This is a genomic window from Salmonella sp. 741265050_HSA (genome assembly GCF_046569445.1).
Lineage (GTDB): Bacteria > Pseudomonadota > Gammaproteobacteria > Enterobacterales > Enterobacteriaceae > Salmonella > Salmonella enterica.
On record NZ_JBKFSV010000011.1, the window covers coordinates 104,066 to 129,490 of the forward strand.

Below are 25,425 nucleotides of genomic sequence, written 5' to 3' on the forward strand. Positions count from 1 at the left end.
ACAATGGCAACTTATCTCATCGGCGACGTTCACGGTTGCTACGACGAACTGATCGCCTTATTACAGCAAGTGGAATTTACGCCAGATACAGACACTCTGTGGCTGACTGGCGATTTGGTCGCCCGCGGTCCCGGTTCGCTGGACGTGTTACGCTACGTCAAATCGCTTGGCAATAGCGTGCGTTTGGTGCTGGGGAATCACGATTTACACCTGTTGGCCGTATTCGCCGGGATTAGCCGCAACAAACCTAAAGACCGGCTGACCCCGCTTCTTGAAGCGCCGGACGCCGATGAGCTGTTGAATTGGTTACGCCGTCAGCCGCTGTTGCAGGTAGATGAAGAGAAAAAGCTGGTCATGGCGCATGCGGGTATTACCCCGCAGTGGGATTTGCAGACGGCAAAAGAGTGCGCCCGCGATGTTGAAGCGGTGCTGTCGAGCGACTCGTATCCGTTTTTCCTCGACGCGATGTATGGCGATATGCCAAATAACTGGTCGCCGGAGTTAAGCGGTCTGGCGCGGCTACGCTTTATTACTAATGCCTTTACCCGTATGCGTTACTGCTTTCCTAACGGTCAACTGGATATGTACAGTAAAGCGTCGCCGGAAAATGCCCCTGCGCCGCTGAAGCCGTGGTTCGCCATTCCGGGGCCGGTGAGCGAAGCTTACAGTATTGCGTTCGGGCACTGGGCGTCGCTGGAAGGGAAAGGGACGCCGGAAGGTATTTACGCGCTGGATACCGGCTGCTGCTGGGGCGGGGAGTTAACCTGTTTACGTTGGGAAGATAAACAGTATTTTGTGCAGCCGTCAAACCGCCAGATGGATATGGGCGAAGGCGAAGCGGTCAACGCCTGATAGGTTTATGCCTGATGGCGCTACGCTTATCAGGCCTACATCTGGCTCAAGGATTGGTTTATGCCTGATGGCGCTACGCTTATCAGGCCTACATCCGGCTCAAGAGTAGGCCGGATAAGGCGTTTCGCCGCCATCCGGCACTACAGTATTAACGACGCTCCAGAATCTCGAAACAATAGCTGTGAGAATTCTGCGCGTCGGCATCGTGAAACTCACTGAATACCGATTCCCAGTCATCCGGTTCATAATCCGGAAAATGGGTATCGCCTTCGACTTCCGCATCAATATGCGTCAGATAAAGCTTCTGCGCCTTTGGCAGGAACTGCTCGTACACGCGCCCGCCGCCAATGACCATAATTTCCGGCGCATCGCCGCAAGCGGCAATCGCCTCATCGACAGACTTCACCCACTGCACGCGATCGTCGGTGCCCGGCTGGCTGCTGATAATAATGTTTTTACGTCCCGGTAAGGGGCGTCCGATGGACTCCCAGGTGTGACGTCCCATGACGACAGGTTTATTTAACGTGTTACGTTTAAACCAGGCGAGATCGGCAGGCAGGTTCCACGGCATGGCGTTTTCCATACCGATGACGCGATCCACCGCTAACGCCGCAATCAGACTGATCATTAATTATTTCCTGATACAAAAAAAAATTGCCGCCACTATACGTAAAGCGCAATCTTTCGTCGACTGACGAAAAGAGGATGAGCACGAAAATTTTTCGTTCTGCTGGCGACGCCACTCATTTGATGTGGAGCGCCAGCATTACAGTAGTTCAAAAACAGCCAATTAGCAGTAAAGTTTGCAGAACATCACATTTTTTACTTTAGATTGACGGTTTGACTTCGGGTTCATCGGCGACCTCTCCGGAATGTTTGCCCTCAGCCGTTCCCTGCCAGCCGTGGCGCTGAATCAACGACAGATGCTCCCGGTCCTCGGTAATAATTTCGCTCAACATCGCGCTGGTACGTTTATAGGCGGCGGCGCGAGATAACGGATCGTTTTCCCCTTTCGCCATCTCTTCCACCATCCGGGTATTAAAATGACGGAACAGATCCGCGCGCTCGCGGGCTTCATAACGCCCCAGCCCCAGCGCCTCCAGCGCCTGTCGCCCGCTTTTGAGCGCGCCTTCGAAGGTTTCACGTTCGGGCATCGCCACACCAGCCTGGCGCAGGCGAATGTAATGATCGACATCACGGGCACGGGCGATAATCTGCAGATGCGGGAAATGCGACTTCACCAGTTCACTCAGTTGCAAATTGGTTTGCGGATCGTCAATGGCGTTAATCAATACCTCCGCCTTCGCCGCTCCGGCAGATTCCAGCAAATCCATACGCGTCGCGTCGCCATAAAAAACCTTCATGCCGAATTTACGCAGTGTTTCGATATGATCGGGGTCGTGATCGAGCACCACCATCTTCACCCCGCTCGACAGCAGCAAACGCCCGGCTATCTGACCAAATCGTCCAAACCCGGCCACAATAACCCGCGGTTGCTCTTCGTCGATTTCATCCGCCTCGCGCGCTTCACCCGTCGCGGTCTTCTCCATGCGCGTCAGCAGCACCAGAAAAATCGGCGTTGCCGCCATCGACAGCGCGACCGCCAGCGTCAGCGCTTTTGCCCATTCCGGCTCAAGTACACCCGCCATTTGCGCCGCGCCAAAAACCACAAACGCAAACTCACTTCCCTGGCCTAATAAGACGGCAAACCAGCGACGCTGTTTTGCCGGTACGCCCAGGGGCCTCGCGACCAGCCACAGCATGACGATTTTGATTGCCAGAAAACCGGCCAACAACAGCAGAATGCGCAGCGGATTCTCCACCAGCGTGCCGAAATCAATCGACATGCCGACGCCAATAAAGAACAGCCCCAGCAGCAACCCCTTAAAGGGTTCAATATCGCTTTCCAGCGCATGACGATATTCTGAACTCGCCAGCAGAACGCCCGCCAGGAACGCGCCCATCGCCATTGACAGCCCAACCTCTTCCAGCAACAGGCCGAAACCAAACACCAGAAATAGCGCCACGGCGCTGAACACTTCCCGCAAACCAGAACGCGCGACAAAGCGCAGCGCCGGGCGCGTAACGTAGCGTCCCAGCAACACCACCAGCGCCAACGCGCCTGCGACTTTCAACGCCGATAGCGCAAACGCGCCAAGCGTGGTGGATGCGCCGCTGGCGGCCAGCAGCGGAATCATCGCCACCAGCGGGATCGCCGCGATATCCTGGAACAAGAGCACTGCAAATGCGCTACGCCCTACTTGTGAAACGGTCAGGTTACGCTCATTCATTGCCTGCATGGCGATAGCCGTGGACGAAAGCGCCAGCGTCATGCCAATCAGTTCCGCCACCTGCCAACGCAGGCCAAGAAACATGCAGAACAGACCAATCAGTCCGCCGCAGACCACCATCTGTAACGCGCCGCCGCCAAATACCGAGGCACGCAGCTTCCATAACCGTTGCGGGTCCAGCTCAAGCCCAATAACAAACAACATCAGCACGACGCCGATTTCCGCAAAATGCAGAATAGATTCGGCGTCCGTCACCAGCCGTAGTCCCCAGGGGCCGATAATACACCCCGCAATCAGATACCCCAGCACCGATCCTAAGCCCAAACGTACCGCAATCGGCACAATCAACGCCGCCGAACCAAGATAGATCAGCGCCTGCAGTAGAGTATGGCTATCCATGATTCACCTCCTGCCATACCAGTAAACGCTGTTTATACTGACGCGCCTGCGCCTGTAAGGTGTCGTCATCGCAAATGAACGTGCAGTGCATGGCAAACGGCGGCAGCCATTTGAGGCCGCAATAGAGCGCCGTCGCCTGTAGCGGCTGAGAAAGGACGTCAAATCCGGGATGTGAACCGATAGCAAAGTGGTTTTCACCACCGCCGGTCGTTACCGCCCACAGCAGATGTTTACCGTGCAATGCCGTACCGCCATGACCGTAAGCCCAGCCGTGGGTGAGGACTTTATCCATCCATAATTTGAGTAAAGGAGGGACGCTGTACCACTGCATCGGATGCTGCCAGACGATAAGACTCGCGCGCGACAGCGCCTCCTGCTCGGCGGCAACGTCAATATTGAAATCGGGATAGAGGTGATAAAGCGAACGTATTTCGACGTTTTCCAGCGTCCCTGCCTGTTCAAGCATCCGCTTATTCGCATGAGAATGATGCGGATACGGATGCGCATAAATAATGAGGATCATGATTAGCCTGTGATGATCTGTTTTTTATTACAAAGTGTAGTGACAAATTCGCCAGGCTAATAGTGAATATTATTGAGCGGCTAACCAGAAAAAATTGAATTAACGCCAGCAAGGGTTGACGCCATCCTGCTCCCGGAAGACGCTCTCGAAGGGCCGCAGGCGTTTGCGGAAAAGCGCGATCCGGTGTGGAAGGGTTGGTGATGATGGCAGCCTTAAATTGCTGACCAATCGGTTTAAGGCCTTCTTGTCGGGCGGCGCTGCGCTAAATTTTCCTGTAATGACTGTAATATCAATCTATTACATGATGACACAGGCCCAATAAGCGCAGCACCAACAGCATCTGAACCTCCAGACACGCTGGATGCCAGATCGCCGACGCATAAGTTAACCTAATGGGTCAGGTACTTAGAGCCTGGCCCAGTAGGCGTAATTGTTGAAGCCAGTTTGGGGCCGACCAGCGCGCAGAAACCGGAGCGTACACGTAGTACGTGAGGATTTTGAGCACTGCCCGGTCCCAAAATGGCGAATAAAATAGCCTAATGGCCAGGCTCTTAATCTTTCGCCATGCGGTTAAACTGCTCAATAGTAAGATCCCACGGCTCACGGGCCGCATCCGGCATAAAACTGCCGTCATCCACGCCAATTTCGTCTTTGATAATTTTATTCAGTTTTTCATTCATCGTAAGAATGAGATCCTGATATTTCTGTTTATCAGCAGCAAGGTTATGGTTCTCATCGGGATCATTTTTAAGATCGTAAAGTTCAAGATCGTTGTACTTAATAAGATCCTCCCAGGTTTCCGGCGTATTATGCTCCCTTAGCGAGAAATAACGCGCAAACTTATAACGACCATCGTTAATCATCCGCGTCCCTGAACGATGGCTGAAATCAGGATGCAAATGGGATATTTCCTGCTTGATTTGCGCCACCGTTTTTTGTTTATCTCTTTGTAGCGCGATAACGCGGTGGAGATAATGGGCATCGGTATACAAGATCATGCCATAGCAATATAAGCTGGCATTTCTCACCGCATTAACCGCAACGCCCTCCGGGTTTTTTAGCAATCCACTAAAATTAACGCCTTTGCGGTTGCCTAACGCCTGGTGTTGTTTTTCTTCCGGCAAACCGGTCAGCCCAACTAATGTCGGCGCGATATCAAGATGACAGGTCAACGCCTGACATTTCTTATTACCGGGGTACGCCGGGTGGGAAATAATCATCGGTACATGGATCTGTTCTTTATAAACGGAAGCGCCTTTACCGTGCATCTGATGGCTTCCGCCTAATTCTCCATGATCGGCAGTAAATACAACAATCGTTTTATCAGTTAACTTGAGGGCATCCAGTTCATTTAATATCCGGTCAAGGTGAGTATCACAATCGCGGATACAGTTGAAATAGTAGTCAAGCAGTTTACGCCAACGACGATCTTCATCAGGAAACTGCCCTTCCAGCGCAGCGCGCGCCGTCTGGTATTCAAGATGCGCCGGCGGTCTTCCCTGCTCATTGAATGATTGATGCCTGTTTGCCGGCAGCGGATAGTTCGGCCAGCTTGCCTGATAAAGCTCGTTTTCCGGCGGCTGCGTGGGCGCCAGGGTATTATCATCCTGATCCAACTCGCCACGCCACTGTACCTTTTCTCCCTCTTTATCGGTATCAATAAACATGACGTCATGAGGATTAACGAGGTTAACGGCCAGGAACCAGGGCTTGTGTTGGTCATTCAAGGGCTGCCCCTTGCATCTTAACCAATTTATAGTCTGAGCCGTGGTGGTTGAATCATAAAAATAGCCGCCTTTACTATGGCCAATAATATCGCCGATGCCGTGATAGTCAGCAAAACCATATTTTTCCATAATTTTATGTAATTCTGGTTCAGGAATATCCCCGACATCAATATCCTCATCTTTTTCGTCAGGCAAAGGCTTCTCCAGTTTTTCTGTAAGATGCCACTTACCTTTATAGGCCGTATAGTATCCCAGTTCCCGCATCATATGGCCTGTGGTTCCAAGAGCGGGGTCAAGGTCATAAGGCATCCAGGGTAAGCCCAGATTATCAAACATTTTTGTCTGGGGCATATGTAAGCCGGTATACAATACGGAGCGGGAAGGCGTACAGACATTACTGGTATTCTGATGATTACAGAATGTCACCCCCGTTTTCATGAGCCGCTCTCTGCCGGGTACCGGGAAGGGAAACGTAGGAAAAAAACGCTCCTGGTCGGTCACGACTAACAGAATATTATATCCTTCTGGCAATTTTTCCGGGATTTCGCCGGTAAACGGTTTATCCCACGCCGGTTTCGCCTTGACGGCGCATTTTTCATCAGCCTTTACCGCGCCGGATAGCATACCGCCTGCGGCAAGAATACCGGCACTGGTTAACAGTTTCCTACGCGTAAGATCCGTCTCTTCTGCGGACAGATTTTTTTTATTACTCATATTATTATACCTGTAGTCAGTAACTTTATCACATATTCATTTATTACTGTACGAGGAAGCGTGGATATGTATCAATGCCTTCCGGGTAAGAATATGTGTTATAAATTGATTTTTATTTCAAATTAGAAATATATTAATAAATAACTATAATTCACTGAAAAATTATTTAGATAAAAAATTCATTATTTTTATTTTAGAGATACAACTGCAGACATTACTTCATAAAAAAATACATTGTTAAACATACTCTATAACGCTGTGTTCGTGCCTTTTCCCTTCAACTACGGTGATTACCCTATGCCGCTACAATAAAATCGCCCCGAAAGAAACACTATCAGTAACAGGCCGCACAACCATAGACATACAACCGGTAATATCACTCTGGGAAATTAAAACATAACTCAATTCTGTTATGTTGCTTATGAATAAAACTAGCGTATTGCCGCGTGATTCAATAAAAATTCCGTCATTACAAGAAATAATATAAAAACTATTATTTACAGGGGGTTAAGTTTCTTTTTAACTGACAGTGCATTATTTTACATTGACAACAACATAAAGAGGTGACTATAACAAGATATAAGACGGTCACACCAAATAAGTCTATTTTCAGATAATCAACCGAGGTTATATACCCAAAATAATTCGAGTTGCTTAAAGGCGGCAAGGGAGTGAGTCCCCTGGAGCATAGATAATTATGTGACTGGGGTGAGCGACAAATCTGCCGGGAGCAGATTTGAACGTCGCGTGCGACGGCCCGTCAGGGCGAGGCCCATGGATGGGCCGGGTAATCCGTAGCCAACACATAAGCCACTTGAAGTATGAAGGGTATAAATAATTTCGTTACGGATTACTGATATTGCGCAAACCTTATCATCAATGCAACAGGAACAGAACTATGAAAAAACGCATTATTGCCGCCGCATTACTGGCAACGGTTGCTTCATTCAGCACACTTGCGGCAGAGCAGGTCTCTAAGCAAGAAATCAGCCACTTCAAACTGGTTAAGGTCGGCACCATAAATGTGTCCCAGAGTGGCGGGCAGATTTCCTCACCCACTGATTTACGCGAAAAATTGTCAGCATTAGCCGATGCGAAAGGCGGAAAATATTACCATATTATCGCTGCACGTGAGCATGATCCGAATTTTGAAGCCGTTGCCGAAGTTTATAACGATGCGACGAAATAAAGCTCTGATTGCGCCATAACGAGGGCACAGGCATGAAATAATAAGAGAGCGCCAACAAGGTGCCATGTTACGTCACAATCCACTCAGGGCCGTCTGGAAACAGATGCTGGCCCTCTTTTTTATCAACAGTTCATCCAGGGCAGGCAAGTCGGTAGAATGTATGCGCGCAGGCAGTAAGCCCTTCGTGAATAAGACGGTTTTGCGGGCTGTTTTAAGATGATGTTTAGTGCGCTTTTACCTGCCTGAACCAGTAACTTTCCATTTTCGTTATCCATTTCCCCTTTTTATTTTTCGGTATTACGCCAGCCCACAGTAATTGCAGCTGTCGATTATAGGTTCCAATAGCGTGTCCACCATACGCCCCTTCAAATGCTATCACCATGGGTCCCTGCCCTTTTACCCCCTCTTGTCCTTCATGGCAATAAAGCGCGTTGCGGTGAGTCACGTCAAGTTCATACTGTACGTTCAGTTTCACACATTTTTCCCCGCAGCCTTCTACTGGCGGCAATATTGTCATGGTATAAGGCGGGTTATCTGCCGTGGTTTTCCATGTTCCGATCAGGTCTTTGCAGGCGTTTATCTCCGTAGCCCCGGAGGCGGCAGAAAATAGCGCGAGCAAATAAAAAGGTATTAGTTTCAGTTTCATTACAGACTCCTGTTCCTTATACCTCATCATTTATACCTAATCATAAGGATAAATGCCCTGCGATATGTTTTTTTCCGGGAAATGTTGAGCCGCTGTTCAGAGAAATGTCGATGAGTGTAACCTCATGTAAGCGGACAGCGCGGTGGGGAAAGCGGGAACACGGGCGAACGTATTTCGACGTTTTCCGGCGTCCCTGCCTGCTCAGGCATCCGTTTATTCGCATGGGAATAAATGGATGCGCATAAAGAGAGAATATTATTGAGCGGCTAACCAGAAAAAATTGAATTAATTATCCAGCTCACTCATATTTTTCAGCTGATCGCGGTTAATCTGTTCGGTTTTCCCGGTGGCGGCGTTTTTGTAAGACACCATACCGGTATCGTTATCGACCTCGGGTTTCCCGTCGGTGACAATAGTTTTGCCATCCGTGGTTTCAACCGCCTGGTTAGAAGAGCATCCTGCTACGGTGAATAGTGTTGCTGCGGTAAACAGTGCGGTCATAAGACGTTTTTGCATGGTGTTCTCCCTGCTTTTCAGTTGTTTTAGCATGTGACTGTTAACTGTAGCGTTATTGGCGAAAAGCAGGGAGAAATGCAGAACACTCTTAACGCGGGTTATCCGATGGCGTTCCGCGCAAAGTCATGTTTCCGGTCTGTGTTAGCGTCAAGCCGCGAGTTTCCGGGGCAAACATCACCGATACGCCAAGCCCGACTAACGAAATCAACGCGCCAATCAGCATGACGTTATTAATACCGTAACGAGTAATGAAAATCGGTAATGCCCAGGTGGAGACAATGGTTCCGATGCGGCTTAATGACATGATGACCCCCACGGCCGAAGCGCGAATATCCGTCGGGAAGAGTTCATTAGGATAAAGCCATTGCAGTATGCCCGGCCCGCCGGAAAAGAAGGCGTATACCGCAAACGCTACCACGACCAGTATGATGCCCAGATTTGACACCAGCCCCAGCAGCGCCAGCGCGATAGTCATCATGGCGAAGCTGCCAATAAGCAGAGGGCGACGGCCAATACTGTTTAGCCAGAACATCGCCGGGATACAGCCCAGCATAAAAAAGAGGCTAATCACCACATTGCCGAGCGCCGCGTTGCGCCCCTGCTCCCAGCCGAGTAACCCGACGATCTGCGGCCCAAAGGTATAGATAGCGAACATCGGGATTACCTGACAGGTCCAGATAGCCGCAACGAACAGTACAAACGGAAAATGACGGCGGTTAAACAGTTGCAGGAAGCGGGTCTCCTGCGGCGGCTCATCGTCAAAGCAGACCGGTTCGCCGAACAGTTTGATCATCATTTGTTCGCACTCTTTTACCCGTCCTTTTCGCAATAGCCAGCGTGGCGATTCCGGCAGGTCAAAGCGGCCAATCAAAATGATTAAGCACGGGATAAAGGCGCTGCCAAGCATCCAGCGCCAACCGCCTTCCATGTCATACAGCCAGTAACCCACCAGGTTGGCACAGGTCGCGCCGACGTACCACATCGCGGCGATAAAACCGATGGAGAACGCGCGCTGGCGGGTGTTGGAAAACTCCGTAATCATGGAAGTGGCGATAGGGTAATCCGCGCCGATAACAATGCCAATTAAAACGCGCATCACCAGCAATTCAAGCGGCGTGGAAACAAACATGGTCGCCACGGAGATAACGCCGATAGCGATAATATCAAGCAGGAACATTTTACGCCGCCCGACTTTATCGCAAATATAGCCAAACAACGAGGTGCCGATAAACAGTCCGGCAAGCGTAGCCGCGCCGAGCGCGCCAATCCATTCAGCATCAAGGTGCAATAGCGGCGTCAGTTGTTCCAGCGCCACGCCAATGATCACCAGCACGTAGCCATCAAGGAACGGGCCGCCGCTTCCCCACAGCATAATTCTGCGATGAATGGAGGAGAATTTAAGGTCATCAAAGTTCCTGGGCTGCTGCATGGTGATGTCCTGTTTCAACACGGGCAAAGCGCATCTGTAGGCCGGATAAGGCGTTTCCGCCGCCATCCGGCATTGGCGCCACATGATTGCCGGATGGCGACGCTACCGCATCTTATCCGGCCTACGGGGGCACAACTTCGTACTTATTAGCCGTAGCGGAACTCCACGCCAAACGTCCCGCGTGGGTATTCCCATTTCTCCAGCGCCGTATCAAGGCCGAGGATCCGGCACGTTCCGCACTCCAGGCACCCGGCGTAATCAAAACGAACGCTACCGTCGTCCTGCTTTTTATACAGTCCCGCCGGACAGGCCTTAATCAGCACCTCCAGCGCCTGTTTATCAGGATCGGTTTTGAGAATGATGTGCGGGCTATCTTCATCCACATTGAACTTATTGACGCCCAGTTTGACGTCCACATTAACGGGAGATGTCATAATACGGTCACTCCTTTCAGGCCATCTTTCATCAGGTTGATGAAGCCCACTTTCTTCGCATGGCGCAGGATTTTTTTACGCATCGGCACCGGCGCGGAGCCATCCACGGTGAACAGGTCGCGCGCGATATTGACCGCCATTTCGGGATAGGCGGTAAACATGCGGGGATTATCAAGAAAAGCCGGTAGTTTCTGATACATGCGCATATCGCGCATCGGACCTTCGTCCAAATGCTGACGGTATTCCCCCAGCGATTGCTTGCTAAAATCGTCGCGCTTCATCGCCGAAAGCACCGTCTTCGCCGCCGCTTCGCCTGCGGATATGGCAAGATCCATACCACGGATGGTAAAGCCGAGGTTCATACACATGCCGGCAGCATCCCCGGCAATCAGTACGCCATCGCCCACCAGTTCAGGCTGCATATTCATTCCCGCCTCGGGTACAACGTGCGCGGCATATTCCACCAGCTTGCCACCGGCGATCAGCGGCGCAACTGCCGGATGCTGTTTGAAATCTTCCAGCATTTGCGGGACCGATTTTTTCGCGTCTTTCAGATGATGAAGACCGCAGACCAGCCCCAGGGAAAGGGTTGTTTCATTCGTATACAGGAAGCCACCGCCCATCAGACCATCGGTTGGCGCCCCGGCAAACAGACAGGCGGCACCTTCGTTGCCCTGTAGCTGGAAACGATCTTCAATGACCGACTTCGGCAATTCGATCAGTTCCTTCACGCCGACAGCAACATGTGATGCCTCAACACGCTTGGCCATGCCCAGCTTTTCAGCCAGCAGAGAATTCACCCCGTCAGCGAGGATTACGACTTTGGCTTCCAGAATATCGCCATCGGCTTCCACGCCCACGACTTTGCCATCACGCTGAACGACATTATCCACGCGAATACCGGTGATCAGTTGCGCCCCCGCCTCTTCGGCCTGCTCCATCAGCCAGGCGTCAAATTTACTGCGCAAAACGGAATAGGAAACCTGCGACGCTGAAGCATCTTCACCATTGCAGTAGTCGATAGTCATCGCCCCGTTGTCGGTCATAAAGGCGAGTTTTTCGTGGGTGATCATGCGTTCAATGGGGGCCTGATCCGCAAAGCCGGGAATGATGCGTTCCAGGCTATGTGCATACAAACGCCCACCGGTGACATTCTTCGCGCCAGCAGAATTGCCGCGCTCGATAACCAGCACCTGTGCACCTTCGCGAGCAAGCACCAGCGCCGCAACCGAACCGGCCAGACCTGCACCCACGATGATGGCATCAAAGATATCTTCGGACATACGTACTCCTGTCAGCGGCAGGATACCTTCGCATCCTGCCCGAAATGGTTTATCGCGCTAAGGCAGCCGTCAGCGCAGGCAGGATCTTCAGCGCATCGCCAACGATGCCAAAATCCGCATACTGGAAGATTGGCGCGTTTTTATCTTTGTTGATGGCGAAAATCGTCTGCGCGCCGTTGGCGCCGACCATGTGTTGGATCTGCCCGGAGATCCCCACCGCCAGATACAGTTCAGGCTTGAGCATCAGGTTGGAGATACCGACGTAGCGCTCGTGCTCCATCCACTTCTCGTTTTCCGCCACCGGGCGAGAACAGGCCAGCTCGGCGCCAATCGTCTGGCACAGCGCTTCGGCCAGCGAGATATTCTCTTTGCTGCCGATGCCGCGTCCCACGCTGACCACCAGACGCGCTTTGTCGAGGTCAACGCTGTTGCTCTGACGCGTCTGAGTTGCGGTGCGGGTCACGGTAATGGCCGGAGCCTGCCACTGCACGGTATGCATCTCGCCGCTGCGGGAAGCATCCGGTTGTTGTGCGTCAAACGTTCCGCTGCTGAGTGTGATCACGGCAAACGGCGAAGCGATGGTTTCTGCCCCTATCGCCAGACCGCCGTAGACCATATGTTTAACCGCCGCTTTTCCATCCTGCAGGGCGACTTCGCTGGCATCGTTGGAAACCGCAGCCGACAAGCGATAGCCCAGCTTTGCCGCCAACAGCTTGCCCCGACGCGTATTCGGCAGCAGCACCGCACCGCCCTCGCTATGCTGACGAATAGTCTCAGCCATCGCAGCAGCGTAGTCTTCGATCATGCGGTCTTCTGGTTTGCCGCTGAGCAGCCAGACATGATCCGCGCCCAAATGACATGCTGTCGCGCTGTCTGCTTCGTTCAGTACGAACGCGTTAACTTTTTCACCTACAGCCTGCGCGCCACTCATCAGTTCGGGCAGACGAGAAGGGGTATCGCTGAATACCCAGACACTGGAAAATTTGTTCATAACATCCCCTGATAATTAAATGATTTTGCGCAGATTCTCGACAAACGCGGCGATTTGTTCTTCACCGTCACCTTCAATCACCACACGCTGACGCTCGCGCTGCTTCGGTGCGGCAACCTGTTGTGCGGAATACGCGGGTACGCTGTTCAGCCCGATATCCGCAGGCGACCAGACCTGAACCGGTTTTTTCGCCGCGCCAAGAATGGCTTTCATCGAAGGGATTTGTGGGGTGTTAATGTCGGTGGAAACCGCGATCACCGCCGGGAGCGGGATGCTCAGCGTTTCAACTTCATCTTCCAGTTCGCGTTCTACTGTCAATGTGCTGTCGGTAAGAGAGAGGATTTTACTCACGCCGTTAATCGCCGGAATGTTCAGCGCTTCGCCCACCAGCAAACCAACCTGCTGAGCATAAAGATCGGAAGAACCGTCGCCGCAGATAAGCAGATCGAAACCTGATTTTTGCGCCGCGGCGGCCAGCGCGCTGGCAGTTTGTTGCGGCAGCGCCTGCTCAAATTGATCGTCAATGACCACAATCAGTTCATCAGGACCACGAGAGAGGACATCTTTGCGCCCTTTTGCATTAGTCAGCGCTTTGCCGCCAACGCTCATGGCGACAACCTGAGCGTCTCCCAACTGCTGTTTTAACTGGCAAGCAGCTTCAATTGCATTCAGATCATATTGGCTGATTTTGCTATCCGCTTTGCTGAAATCGAGTGTTCCGTCAGCATTATTAATCGCAATATCCTGCTCATCAGGTACGCATTTGTAGCAAGTAATTATCTTCATTGCATCTCCAGAAATCATGAAGGAAACGTATTTATATCGGCGGTGTTAAATACAGATATCACGCTCTTTAATTCGGAAATAAAACCTTAATCACCAATATTGAAAATGTCACACATTGATATTCGTAACTTTCAATAGTGTTACGCACCTCACCAATATTGAAAGAAATATGCCAAATATGAAAATTTTCAATATTGTTTGCTGGCTCAACAATATTGAACGTCAGATACTTAAAAAAGTTAAAAAACCACAACCAATCAATTGATAAATAAAGCAAAAATCAAAATTTAGACACAAAATAATCAACGCAAAAAAGTGTGACGAAGATAACAGAATCACCCGAAGTGAATACCCATCATGAGTTACTCATTGAGGCGTCCCAGAGGTTAAAAACTTATCAACAAATCATTAATAATAAATAAACAAACGTTCATGGACTGGCACGCTAAATAAATTTCGTTTTCACACTGGAATTCACTTATGAAAAATGAAAAGAAAAAATCGGGAATTGAACCGAAGGTTTTTTTTCCGCCATTAATAATTGTCGGGATACTTTGCTGGCTAACAGTCAGAGATCTTGATGCCGCTAACGTCGTTATTAATGCGGTATTCAGTTATGTCACCAACGTCTGGGGTTGGGCATTTGAATGGTATATGGTCGTCATGCTCTTCGGCTGGTTCTGGCTGGTTTTTGGCCCCTATGCCAAAAAGAGATTAGGTGACGAAAAACCGGAGTTTAGCACCGCCAGCTGGATTTTCATGATGTTCGCCTCCTGTACATCCGCTGCGGTTCTGTTCTGGGGCTCTATTGAGATCTACTACTATATCTCCACCCCGCCGTTTGGCCTGGAACCAAACTCCACCGGCGCGAAAGAGATAGGTCTGGCGTACAGCCTGTTCCACTGGGGGCCGCTACCGTGGGCAACCTATAGCTTCCTTTCCGTGGCCTTCGCCTACTTCTTCTTTGTACGCAAGATGGATGTCATCCGCCCCAGCTCCACGCTAGTACCGCTCGTCGGTGAAAAGCATGCGAAAGGGTTGTTCGGTACCATCGTCGATAACTTCTACCTGGTGGCGCTGATCTTCGCGATGGGCACCAGCCTCGGTCTGGCTACCCCGCTGGTCACCGAGTGTATGCAATGGCTGTTCGGTATTCCGCATACGCTGCAATTGGATGCCATCATCATTACCTGCTGGATCATTCTGAACGCGATTTGCGTGGCCTGCGGCCTGCAAAAAGGGGTCAGAATCGCCAGCGATGTGCGTAGTTACCTGAGCTTCCTGATGCTCGGCTGGGTGTTTATCGTCAGCGGCGCCAGCTTCATCATGAACTACTTCACCGACTCCGTCGGGATGCTGTTAATGCACCTGCCACGGATGCTGTTCTATACCGACGCCATCGGTAAAGGCGGCTTCCCGCAGGGCTGGACCGTTTTCTACTGGGCGTGGTGGGTTATTTACGCCATCCAGATGAGTATCTTCCTGGCCCGTATTTCCCGTGGTCGTACCGTACGTGAACTGTGCTTCGGGATGGTGATGGGTCTGACCGCGTCTACCTGGATCCTGTGGACAGTGCTGGGCAGCAACACGCTGCTGCTGATGGATAAAAACATCCTCAACATTCCGCAGTTGATTGAACAACACGGCGTGGCGCGCGCCATTATCGAAACCTGGGCCGCCTTGCCGCTCAGCACCGCCACCATGTGGGGCTTCTTCATCCTCTGCTTTATTGCCACCGTCACGCTGATTAACGCCTGCTCTTACACCCTGGCGATGTCGACCTGTCGCGAAGTTCGCGATGGTGAAGAGCCGCCTCTGTTAGTGCGTATCGGCTGGTCAGTGCTGGTCGGCATCATCGGTATCGTTCTGCTGGCGCTGGGTGGTTTGAAGCCGATTCAGACCGCGATTATCGCCGGAGGATGCCCGCTGTTCTTCGTCAACATTATGGTAACGCTGTCCTTTATTAAAGACGCCAAAGTGCACTGGAAAGACAAGTAATTCTTATTAACCCAATTGATCAAGAGGCTGAAAGATGGATTTCAACTTAAATGACGAACAGGAGCTGTTTGTCGCCGGTATTCGCGAACTGATGGCCAGTGAGAACTGGGAAGCTTATTTTGCCGAGTGCGATCGTGACAGCGTCTACCCTGAGCGTTTTGTAAAAGCGCTGGCGGATATGGGTATTGATAGCCTGCTGATCCCGGAAGAACACGGCGGTCTGGAAGCGGGTTTTGTTACCGTCGCCGCCGTCTGGATGGAGCTGGGACGTCTTGGCGCGCCAACTTACGTGTTGTACCAATTGCCGGGAGGTTTTAACACTTTCCTGCGTGAAGGGACTCAGGAGCAAATTGATAAAATCATGGCCTTCCGGGGCACCGGTAAGCAGATGTGGAACTCTGCTATCACCGAACCGGGAGCGGGATCGGATGTTGGTAGTCTGAAAACCACTTATACACGCAAAAATGGTAAGGTTTATCTCAATGGCAGTAAGTGCTTTATCACCAGTAGCGCCTATACCCCGTACATCGTGGTCATGGCGAGAGACGGTGCATCGCCGGATAAACCGGTTTACACCGAGTGGTTTGTGGACATGAGCAAAGCAGGTATCAAGGTCAACAAACTGGAGAAACTCGGTCTGCGCATGGATAGCTGCTGTGAAATCACCTTTGACGACGTTGAACTGGACGAAAAAGACATGTTCGGTCGGGAAGGTAACGGCTTCAACCGCGTGAAAGAAGAGTTTGACCATGAGCGCTTCCTCGTCGCGCTGACCAACTACGGTACCGCAATGTGCGCTTTTGAAGACGCTGCGCGTTATGCGAATCAGCGCGTGCAGTTTGGTGAAGCTATTGGCCGTTTCCAGCTGATTCAGGAGAAGTTTGCGCATATGGCGATCAAACTGAACTCCATGAAAAATATGCTGCTGGAAGCCGCGTGGAAAGCGGATAACGGCACCATTACCTCCGGCGACGCGGCAATGTGCAAATACTTCTGCGCCAACGCCGCGTTTGAAGTGGTAGACACCGCCATGCAGGTACTGGGAGGTGTTGGTATCGCGGGCAACCACCGCATCACGCGTTTCTGGCGTGACCTGCGCGTTGACCGTGTTTCTGGTGGTTCTGACGAAATGCAGATCCTGACGTTGGGTCGTGCGGTACTTAAGCAATACCGCTAATCGATCCCTTGTAGGCCTGATAAGACGCGGGGCGTCGCCATCAGGCAATCATGCCGGATGGCGCTGTGCTTATCCGGCCTACATACCGCAAAAAATGCCAGGAGAAAAATGATGAATCATTTACCAATGCCAACCTTTGGCCCGCTTGCTGGGGTACGCGTTGTTTTTTCAGGAATCGAAATCGCCGGTCCATTCGCCGGACAGATGTTCGCCGAATGGGGCGCCGAGGTTATCTGGATTGAAAACGTCGCATGGGCCGATACCATCCGCGTACAGCCTAACTACCCGCAGCTCTCACGCCGCAACCTGCACGCCCTGTCGCTGAATATTTTCAAAGATGAAGGTCGGGAAGCGTTTCTGAAACTGATGGAAACCACCGATATTTTCATTGAAGCCAGTAAAGGCCCGGCCTTTGCCCGCCGTGGTATTACTGATGAAGTGCTGTGGGAACATAACCCGAAACTGGTCATTGCCCACCTTTCCGGCTTCGGCCAGTATGGTACCGAGGAGTACACCAATCTTCCGGCGTATAACACCATCGCGCAGGCATTCAGTGGTTATCTGATCCAAAACGGCGACGTTGATCAGCCGATGCCAGCCTTCCCGTATACCGCCGATTACTTCTCCGGGATGACCGCGACGACAGCCGCGCTGGCAGCCCTGCACAAAGTACGCGAAACGGGTAAAGGTGAAAGCATCGATATCGCGATGTACGAAGTGATGCTGCGCATGGGTCAGTACTTCATGATGGACTACTTCAACGGCGGCGAAATCTGTCCACGTATGACGAAAGGGAAAGACCCCTACTACGCCGGTTGCGGCCTGTATAAATGCGCCGATGGTTACATCGTCATGGAGTTGGTCGGCATCACGCAAATCAACGAGTGTTTTAAAGATATTGGCCTTGCCCACATTCTCGGTACGCCGGAAGTTCCGGAAGGCACGCAGCTCATCCATCGCGTGGAATGCCCTTACGGCCCGCTCGTCGAAGAGAAACTGGACGCCTGGCTGGCAGCACACACCATCGCCGACGTTCAGGCGCGTTTTGCTGAGCTGAATATCGCCTGTGCGAAGGTGCTCACCATTCCGGAACTGGAAGGTAACCCGCAGTACGTTGCCCGCGAATCGATTACTCAGTGGCAAACAATGGACGGTCGCACCTGTAAAGGGCCGAACATCATGCCGAAATTTAAAAACAACCCGGGGAAAATCTGGCGTGGCATGCCGTCACACGGCATGGATACCGCCGCCATTCTGAAAAACATTGGTTATAGCGAAGCAGATATTAAGGAACTGGTCGGCAAAGGCCTGGCCAAAGTTGAGGATTAAACGCGATGCGCTAATCGGTTTTCCGGTTAGCGCTCACGCCTGATTTCAGTGGATAAAGCAATATGGATATCGTTGGCGGACAAAACTTACGTCAGATGTGGGACGACCTGGCCGGGGTGTACGGAGATAAAACGGCGTTAATTTTCGAATCCTGTGAGGGAATCGTTCGGCAGTTTAGCTATGCCTCGCTCAATGAAGAGATTAACCGCACGGCGAACCTTTTTTACTCCTTAGGGATCCGCAAGGGTGATAGGGTCGCGCTGCATCTGGATAACTGTCCGGAATTCATCTTTTGCTGGTTTGGACTGGCAAAAATCGGCGCCATTATGGTGCCGATTAATGCCCGCTTACTGGGCGAAGAAAGCGCCTGGATCCTGCAAAACAGCCAGGTGAGTCTGCTGGTTACCAGCGTCCAGTTTTATCCTATGTACCGTGAAATACGCCAGGACAATAGCACTCCGCTTAATCATATCTGTCTGATTGGCGAGCAGCTTCCGGCTGACGATGGCGTGAGCCACTTTTCCCAACTGCAAGCACGTCAGTCGGCCACGCTGTGCTATACGCCCGCGTTATCCACTGACGATACGGCGGAAATTCTGTTTACCTCCGGTACCACCTCGCGTCCAAAAGGGGTGGTGATTACCCACTATAACCTGCGTTTTGCAGGCTACTACTCTGCCTGGCAAATCGCCCTGCGCGATGATGACGTGTACATGACGGTGATGCCCGCGTTTCATATCGACTGCCAGTGTACCGCCGCAATGCCAGCCTTTTCCGCCGGCAGCACCTTTGTGCTGCTAGAGAAGTACAGCGCCAGGGCCTTCTGGGATCAGGTACGTAAATATCAGGCGACGGTGACCGAGTGCATTCCGATGATGATCCGCACGCTGATGGTCCAACCCGCCGCACCAACGGACAGGCAGCATCATCTGCGCGAAGTGATGTTCTATCTCAATCTATCCGCGCAGGAAAAAGACGCCTTTACCGAACGCTTTGGCGTCAGGCTGCTGACCTCTTATGGTATGACTGAAACCATTGTCGGAATTATTGGCGACCGTCCCGGAGACAAACGGCGCTGGCCTTCCATTGGTCGCGTGGGTTTTAGCTATGAAGCTGAAATTCGCGACGATCAAAATCGCCCGCTGCCCGCCGGAGAAATTGGCGAAATCTGTATTAAAGGCATCCCCGGCAAGACTATCTTCAAAGAGTATTACATGCAGCCGGAGGCAACCGCCAGGGCGCTGGAACCAGCGGGCTGGTTACATACCGGTGATTCGGGTTACCAGGATGAGGATGGCTATTTCTATTTTGTCGACAGACGCTGCAACATGATTAAACGTGGCGGAGAAAATGTCTCCTGCGTCGAGCTGGAAAATATTATTTCTGCGCATCCGAAAATTCAGGACATTGTGGTGGTCGGTATTAAAGATGCGATCCGTGATGAAGCCATTAAAGCGTTTATCGTCCTTAATGAAGGTGAAACATTAAGCGAGGCCGAGTTTTTCAGCTTCTGCGAAAACAATATGGCGAAATTCAAGGTTCCCTCTTTTATGGAGATCAGAACTGACCTGCCACGCAACTGTTCAGGAAAAATAATCAAAAAAAATCTGAAATAAACCTTCCGGCAGGAATCCCTCCCGCCGGGAAACTATTTATCTGGAGATGAACTATGAGTGAGTCATTACATCTGACCCGTAACGGCCCGATCCTGGAAATTACCCTCGACCGACCTAAAGCGAATGCCATTGACGCCAAAACCAGCTTTGCAATGGGTGAAGCTTTTCTTAATTTCCGTGACGATCCGGAATTACGCGTAGCAATCATTACCGGCGGCGGGGAGAAATTCTTTTCTGCTGGCTGGGACTTAAAAGCGGCAGCGGAAGGTGAAGCGCCGGATGCCGATTTTGGTCCCGGCGGCTTTGCCGGTTTAACCGAAATATTTGACCTCGATAAGCCGGTTATCGCCGCGGTGAACGGCTACGCGTTTGGCGGCGGTTTTGAGCTGGCGCTGGCGGCGGACTTTATTGTCTGCGCCGAAAACGCCAGTTTCGCGCTGCCGGAAGCAAAGCTCGGCATCGTGCCTGACAGCGGCGGCGTATTGCGTCTGCCTAAGCTGCTGCCACCGGCTATCGTCAACGAAATGGTAATGACCGGCAGACGAATGAGCGCCGAAGAAGCGCTGCGTTGGGGAGTCGTGAACCGCGTTGTCAGCCAGAGCGAACTGATGGATAGCGCGCGCGAACTGGCGCAACAACTGGTCAATAGCGCCCCGCTGGCTATCGCGGCGCTGAAAGAGATTTATCGCGCGACCAGCGAAATGCCGGTAGAAGAAGGCTACCGCTACATCCGCAGCGGCGTGCTGAAGCATTATCCGTCGGTACTGCATTCAGAAGATGCGCTCGAAGGACCGCAGGCATTTGCCGAAAAACGCGATCCGGTGTGGAAAGGTCGTTAATGTGACTATGCCGGATGGCGCTTCGCTTATCCGGCCTACAGCACATGCGCAACCGTAGGCCGGATAAGGTGTTTACGCCGCCATCCGGCAAAAAAACCGAGGTACAACTATGAGCTATTACGCCTTTGAAGGACTGATCCCGGTGGTGCATCCGGACGCGTTTGTCCATCCCAGCGCCGTGCTGATTGGCGATGTCATCGTGGGCGCCGGTGTTTATATTGGCCCACTCGCGTCATTGCGTGGGGATTATGGTCGCCTGATCCTGGAGGCAGGCTCTAATCTGCAGGATGGCTGCATTATGCATGGCTACTGCGATACCGATACCATCGTGCATGAAAACGGCCATATCGGCCACGGCGCTATTCTACATGGCTGCGTGGTGGGACGGGATGCCCTGGTCGGCATGAATAGCGTCATTATGGACGGCGCAGTGATTGGCGAAGAGAGCATTGTCGCCGCCATGAGTTTTGTCAAAGCCGGATTTCAGGGTGAGGCAAGGCAACTGCTGGTGGGATCACCGGCGCGCGTACTACGCCAGGTTACGGACCAGGAGCTGCACTGGAAACGCCTCAATACCAAAGAATATCAGGATCTTGCGATCCGTTGTCGAACGGGTTTATCTGAAACGAAGCCGTTAACGCAGGTCGAAGAACACCGGCCGCGCCTGAAAGGCACGACGGACGTGAAGCCAAAATCAGCACAGTAATTGATGCCGGATGCGCTCACGCTTATCCGGCCTACGCGTCAATTACCGTTTACCCCGCCAGCAGGTAAACAGACAATTAGCGACGCATACTCTTGGAGAGCATCATCTGCCATTTCTGCTCACGGTTTAGCTCTGTGGGGGGAACGGCAGACAGTCGCGGCGCTTTCGCCACGCTCACTTTTCTTTCCTGCAAATTATGATTCAATCGGCGATAGAGTTGAGAGTCGATACTCACGACTTTCACCAGACGCTGGCACTGACAGCCTCGTCCTGCAATCTGGTTAGGGATCATCTTCACTTCACAAACAATTTCCCCCACTTCTGACAGAATATAGGAGAGCGTATTAATTGCTTTGCAGTGTTCAATATCAAATTGACGGGAAATCTCCCTGGCCGTGATCCATCGGTTCTCTGCCATCATCCAGTCAGCAATTAACAAATAAAGCGGTCTTTCAACATATTTTTCACACATAAACACACCATTTCACAAATTAAAAATCTGGCTACGGCCTGTCCAAACTAATAAAAACTAAGCCATATTAAAATTGTGGATATGAAAGATAGTATGCGACTTAAATATTGATTAGTGTGAGCAATATCGTGCTTATTACATAGAAAATGTGGTTACGGAAACGGACTTCTCCAGGAATGACCTTACGCAAGATAAAAAAAGGGTTTCTTTACAGAAACCCTTTCAGAATTATATTACAGGTCCGGTTAGAGCAATATCCACCGAACCCTTTGTTTACGACTTTTTGATCTGCGCGTGCATCTCCTGCACCGAGGTTACCTTCTCGGTGGCATCGGCATTGAGCGCCATCGTCGTGGCAAAACCGCCGTTCAGCGTGGTGTCATAATGCACTTTATACTGCAGCGCGCTACGACGAATCACCCTGGAGTCTTCAATCGCGCGGCGGCCTGCGGTGGTATTGATGATATAGGTGTATTCGCCATTCTTGATGCGGTCCTGAATGTGCGGACGACCTTCGTGCACCTTGTTCACCAGACGCGGGTTGATACCAGCTTCACCCAGCACAATCGCCGTACCGTGGGTGGCATCCAGCTCAAAGCCCTGTTTCAGCAGCTTAGCGGCGAGATCCACCACGCGCTCTTTGTCGCCTTCGCGAACGGAGAGCAGCGCACGGCCCTGTTTCTTCATGGTGGAGCTACTGCCCAATTGTGCCTTGGCGAACGCTTCCGCGAAGGTACGGCCCACGCCCATCACTTCCCCGGTGGAGCGCATTTCTGGCCCTAACAGCGGGTCAACGCCGGGGAATTTGTTGAACGGCAGCACCACTTCTTTCACCGAGTAGTACGGCGGGATAATTTCTTGGGTCACGCCCTGCTCGGTCAGCGATTTACCGGCCATCACGCGCGCCGCCACTTTCGCCAGCGGTACGCCGGTGGCTTTGGAGACAAACGGTACGGTACGCGCCGCGCGCGGGTTGACCTCAATCAGGTAGACTTCGTTGTCCTTGACCGCAAACTGTACGTTCATCAGGCCGCGCACCTGCAACTCGAAAGCCAGCTTCTGCACCTGCTGGCGCATCACGTCCTGAATTTCCTGGCTCAGCGTGTAGGCCGGCAGGGAACAGGCGGAGTCGCCGGAGTGTACGCCAGCCTGCTCGATGTGTTCCATGATGCCGCCAATCAGCACCATTTCGCCGTCGCAGATAGCGTCCACGTCCACTTCAACCGCGTCATCAAGGAAGCGGTCCAGCAGTACCGGCGCATCGTTAGAGACGCTGACCGCCGTCTGGAAGTAGCGACGCAGGTCGGCTTCGTCATAGACAATTTCCATCGCCCGACCGCCCAGCACGTAAGAAGGACGTACCACCAGCGGGTAGCCGATCTCTTTCGCTTTTTCGACAGCCTGTTCAATGGCGGTGACGGTGGCGTTGGCCGGTTGCTTCAGCTTCAGACGGTCAACCGCATGCTGGAAGCGCTCGCGGTCTTCCGCGCGGTCGATGGCGTCCGGGCTGGTGCCGATAACCGGCACGCCTGCCGCTTCCAGCGCGCGCGCCAGCTTCAGCGGCGTCTGGCCACCATACTGTACAATCACGCCTTTCGGCTTCTCGATACGCACGATTTCCAGCACGTCTTCCAGCGTCACCGGCTCGAAGTACAGACGGTCGGAAGTGTCGTAGTCGGTGGAGACGGTTTCCGGGTTACAGTTGACCATGATGGTCTCGTAACCGTCTTCGCGCAGCGCCAGCGAGGCATGGACGCAGCAGTAGTCAAACTCAATGCCCTGGCCGATACGGTTCGGGCCACCGCCGAGGACCATGATTTTGTCGCGATCAACGGACGGGTTCGCTTCGCACTCATCTTCATAAGTGGAGTACATGTAGGCGGTATCGGTGGCGAATTCCGCCGCGCAGGTATCCACACGCTTGTAGACCGGATGCAGGTCATACTGGTCACGCAGCTTGCGGATTTCCGCTTCACGCACGCCCGCCAGTTTCGCCAGACGCGCATCGGCAAAACCTTTACGCTTGAGCTGACGCAGGAAGTCGGCGTTGAGACCAGTAATCCCGACTTCAGCAACTTTCTCTTCCAGACGCACCAGCTCTTCAATTTGCACCAGGAACCAGCGGTCAATGTTGGTCAGGTTGAACACGCCATCCACAGACAAGCCTGCGCGGAAAGCATCGGCGATGTACCAGATACGATCAGCGCCCGCATCTTTCAGCTCGCGGCGGATTTTGGTCAGCGCTTCCGGGTCGTCGAGGCTGACTTTCGGGTCGAAACCGGTGGCGCCCACTTCCAGGCCACGCAGCGCTTTCTGCAGGGATTCCTGCTGCGTGCGACCAATCGCCATCACTTCCCCGACCGATTTCATCTGGGTGGTCAGACGGTCGTTAGCACCGGCGAATTTCTCAAAGTTAAAGCGCGGAATTTTGGTGACAACGTAGTCAATAGACGGCTCAAACGACGCCGGCGTACGGCCACCGGTGATGTCGTTCATCAGCTCGTCGAGGGTATAACCCACCGCCAGTTTGGCGGCTACCTTGGCAATCGGGAAACCGGTGGCTTTCGACGCCAGCGCCGAGGAGCGGGATACGCGCGGGTTCATTTCGATAACGATCAGACGACCGTTTTTCGGGTTCACTGCGAACTGGACGTTAGAACCGCCGGTTTCGACGCCGATTTCACGCAGTACCGCCATCGAGGCGTTACGCATGATTTGATATTCTTTGTCGGTCAGCGTCTGTGCCGGGGCCACGGTGATGGAGTCGCCGGTATGGATGCCCATCGCATCGAAGTTTTCGATGGAGCAGACGATGATGCAGTTGTCGTTTTTATCACGCACTACTTCCATCTCGTACTCTTTCCAGCCGATCAGCGATTCATCAATCAGCAGCTCGTTGGTTGGCGAGAGGTCCAGACCGCGTTCGCAGATTTCTTCGAACTCTTCACGGTTGTAAGCGATACCGCCGCCGGTGCCACCCATGGTAAAGGACGGACGAATAATGCACGGGAAGCCCACGTCAGCGGCAACCGCCAGCGCTTCTTCCATAGTGTGCGCGATACCGGAACGCGCGGTGTCGAGACCAATTTTCTTCATCGCGATATCGAAGCGACGACGGTCTTCGGCTTTATCAATGGCGTCGGCGGTGGCACCAATCATGGTGACGCCGAACTCTTCGAGCACGCCCTGCCGCTCCAGCTCCAGCGCGCAGTTCAGCGCCGTCTGGCCGCCCATGGTCGGCAGCACCGCATCCGGACGCTCTTTTTCAATGATTTTGCGCACCACTTCCCAGTGAATCGGCTCGATGTAGGTGGCATCGGCCATTTCCGGGTCGGTCATGATGGTGGCCGGGTTGGAGTTCACCAGAATGACGCGGTAACCCTCTTCGCGCAGCGCTTTACACGCCTGAGCGCCGGAGTAGTCAAACTCACACGCCTGACCGATAACAATCGGGCCCGCGCCCAGAATCAGGATGCTTTTTATATCTGTACGTTTTGGCATTTTGTTG

The 25,425-nt window shown here is 52.4% G+C and carries 21 protein-coding genes and 2 pseudogenes; 9 read left to right on the forward strand and 14 right to left on the reverse strand.

What is annotated here, in order from left to right:
- Positions 1-3: 3 nt before the first annotated feature.
- Positions 4-852: a bis(5'-nucleosyl)-tetraphosphatase (symmetrical) ApaH gene (apaH, locus tag ACLD4F_RS16930; protein WP_000257211.1), complete on the forward strand. Its 849-nt coding sequence runs from the start codon at positions 4-6 to the stop codon at positions 850-852.
- Positions 853-1,000: 148 nt separating this feature from the next.
- Here apaH and folA read toward each other — a convergent pair whose 3' ends face one another.
- From folA to kefF, 3 genes are all read right to left on the reverse strand, one after another.
- Positions 1,001-1,480, reverse strand: a complete 480-nt coding sequence (gene folA, locus ACLD4F_RS16935) for a type 3 dihydrofolate reductase (protein WP_000624378.1) — start codon at positions 1,478-1,480, stop codon at positions 1,001-1,003.
- A 199-nt stretch (positions 1,481-1,679) separates the two neighbouring features.
- A complete protein-coding gene (gene kefC, locus ACLD4F_RS16940) occupies positions 1,680-3,542 on the reverse strand; it encodes a glutathione-regulated potassium-efflux system protein KefC (RefSeq protein WP_001748918.1) in 1,863 nt (620 codons plus the stop codon).
- Positions 3,535-4,065, reverse strand: coding sequence for a glutathione-regulated potassium-efflux system oxidoreductase KefF (gene kefF, locus ACLD4F_RS16945; RefSeq protein WP_023202441.1), 531 nt, complete (start codon positions 4,063-4,065; stop codon positions 3,535-3,537). Before kefF ends, kefC begins: the two co-directional genes overlap by 8 nt.
- Positions 4,066-4,185: 120 nt before the next feature.
- On the opposite strand from kefF, the pseudogene ACLD4F_RS16950 reads away from it, so the two are divergent.
- Positions 4,186-4,266, forward strand: a pseudogene (locus ACLD4F_RS16950) (hypothetical protein); the annotation flags it as partial.
- Positions 4,267-4,616: 350 nt separating this feature from the next.
- On the opposite strand, the gene ACLD4F_RS16955 reads toward ACLD4F_RS16950, so the two are convergent.
- A complete protein-coding gene (locus ACLD4F_RS16955; protein WP_000066316.1) occupies positions 4,617-6,506 on the reverse strand; it encodes a sulfatase-like hydrolase/transferase in 1,890 nt (629 codons plus the stop codon).
- Between the two features lie 898 nt (positions 6,507-7,404).
- Between ACLD4F_RS16955 and srfN the strand changes: the two genes are divergently transcribed.
- Positions 7,405-7,695 carry a DUF1471 family virulence protein SrfN gene (gene srfN / locus ACLD4F_RS16960; protein WP_411010949.1) on the forward strand — a complete coding sequence of 97 codons (291 nt, stop codon included), beginning with the start codon at positions 7,405-7,407 and terminating at the stop codon, positions 7,693-7,695.
- A 223-nt stretch (positions 7,696-7,918) separates the two neighbouring features.
- Here srfN and ACLD4F_RS16965 read toward each other — a convergent pair whose 3' ends face one another.
- From ACLD4F_RS16965 to ACLD4F_RS17000, 8 genes and pseudogenes are all read right to left on the reverse strand, one after another.
- Positions 7,919-8,335 carry a hypothetical protein gene (locus tag ACLD4F_RS16965; protein WP_161976238.1) on the reverse strand — a complete coding sequence of 139 codons (417 nt, stop codon included), beginning with the start codon at positions 8,333-8,335 and terminating at the stop codon, positions 7,919-7,921.
- Positions 8,336-8,505: 170 nt separating this feature from the next.
- Positions 8,506-8,600, reverse strand: a pseudogene (locus tag ACLD4F_RS16970) (glutathione-regulated potassium-efflux system ancillary protein KefF); the annotation flags it as partial.
- Positions 8,601-8,626: 26 nt separating this feature from the next.
- Complete coding sequence (locus ACLD4F_RS16975) at positions 8,627-8,857, reverse strand: YgdI/YgdR family lipoprotein (protein WP_001172089.1); 231 nt, start codon at positions 8,855-8,857, stop codon at positions 8,627-8,629.
- Between the two features lie 88 nt (positions 8,858-8,945).
- Positions 8,946-10,286, reverse strand: a complete 1,341-nt coding sequence (locus ACLD4F_RS16980; protein WP_001187057.1) for an MFS transporter — start codon at positions 10,284-10,286, stop codon at positions 8,946-8,948.
- Positions 10,287-10,432: 146 nt separating this feature from the next.
- Positions 10,433-10,720 carry a ferredoxin-like protein FixX gene (gene fixX, locus ACLD4F_RS16985; protein WP_000203736.1) on the reverse strand — a complete coding sequence of 96 codons (288 nt, stop codon included), beginning with the start codon at positions 10,718-10,720 and terminating at the stop codon, positions 10,433-10,435.
- A complete protein-coding gene (locus tag ACLD4F_RS16990; RefSeq protein ID WP_001287773.1) occupies positions 10,717-12,003 on the reverse strand; it encodes an FAD-dependent oxidoreductase in 1,287 nt (428 codons plus the stop codon). Before ACLD4F_RS16990 ends, fixX begins: the two co-directional genes overlap by 4 nt.
- A 49-nt stretch (positions 12,004-12,052) precedes the next feature.
- Positions 12,053-12,994, reverse strand: coding sequence for an electron transfer flavoprotein subunit alpha/FixB family protein (locus ACLD4F_RS16995; protein WP_024798626.1), 942 nt, complete (start codon positions 12,992-12,994; stop codon positions 12,053-12,055).
- 15 nt (positions 12,995-13,009) lie between these two features.
- A complete protein-coding gene (locus tag ACLD4F_RS17000) occupies positions 13,010-13,780 on the reverse strand; it encodes an electron transfer flavoprotein FixA (protein WP_000692195.1) in 771 nt (256 codons plus the stop codon).
- A 480-nt stretch (positions 13,781-14,260) separates the two neighbouring features.
- Here ACLD4F_RS17000 and caiT point away from each other — a divergent pair, with 480 nt between their 5' ends.
- The 6 genes from caiT to caiE all read left to right on the forward strand — a co-directional run bounded on the left by caiT (position 14,261) and on the right by caiE (position 21,445).
- On the forward strand, positions 14,261-15,778 hold the full coding sequence (gene caiT / locus ACLD4F_RS17005) for an L-carnitine/gamma-butyrobetaine antiporter (RefSeq protein WP_000787073.1): 1,518 nt from the start codon (positions 14,261-14,263) through the stop codon (positions 15,776-15,778).
- 34 nt (positions 15,779-15,812) lie between these two features.
- Positions 15,813-16,955 (forward strand): crotonobetainyl-CoA dehydrogenase, encoded by a 1,143-nt coding sequence (caiA, locus tag ACLD4F_RS17010; RefSeq protein ID WP_000347134.1) that lies wholly within the window; start codon positions 15,813-15,815, stop codon positions 16,953-16,955.
- A 111-nt stretch (positions 16,956-17,066) separates the two neighbouring features.
- The gene (caiB, locus tag ACLD4F_RS17015) at positions 17,067-18,284 is read left to right on the forward strand and encodes an L-carnitine CoA-transferase (RefSeq protein WP_001016209.1); all 1,218 of its coding nucleotides are present in this window, start codon (positions 17,067-17,069) and stop codon (positions 18,282-18,284) included.
- 62 nt (positions 18,285-18,346) lie between these two features.
- Positions 18,347-19,900 carry a crotonobetaine/carnitine-CoA ligase gene (caiC, locus tag ACLD4F_RS17020; RefSeq protein ID WP_076725985.1) on the forward strand — a complete coding sequence of 518 codons (1,554 nt, stop codon included), beginning with the start codon at positions 18,347-18,349 and terminating at the stop codon, positions 19,898-19,900.
- 53 nt (positions 19,901-19,953) lie between these two features.
- On the forward strand, positions 19,954-20,739 hold the full coding sequence (gene caiD / locus ACLD4F_RS17025) for a crotonobetainyl-CoA hydratase (RefSeq protein WP_000004383.1): 786 nt from the start codon (positions 19,954-19,956) through the stop codon (positions 20,737-20,739).
- 109 nt (positions 20,740-20,848) lie between these two features.
- Positions 20,849-21,445: a carnitine operon protein CaiE gene (gene caiE, locus ACLD4F_RS17030; RefSeq protein ID WP_411010950.1), complete on the forward strand. Its 597-nt coding sequence runs from the start codon at positions 20,849-20,851 to the stop codon at positions 21,443-21,445.
- Positions 21,446-21,521: 76 nt separating this feature from the next.
- Here caiE and caiF read toward each other — a convergent pair whose 3' ends face one another.
- Positions 21,522-21,917: a carnitine metabolism transcriptional regulator CaiF gene (caiF, locus tag ACLD4F_RS17035; RefSeq protein WP_000333324.1), complete on the reverse strand. Its 396-nt coding sequence runs from the start codon at positions 21,915-21,917 to the stop codon at positions 21,522-21,524.
- 273 nt (positions 21,918-22,190) lie between these two features.
- The gene (gene carB / locus ACLD4F_RS17040; RefSeq protein ID WP_024797391.1) at positions 22,191-25,418 is read right to left on the reverse strand and encodes a carbamoyl-phosphate synthase large subunit; all 3,228 of its coding nucleotides are present in this window, start codon (positions 25,416-25,418) and stop codon (positions 22,191-22,193) included.
- Positions 25,419-25,425: the final 7 nt, after the last annotated feature.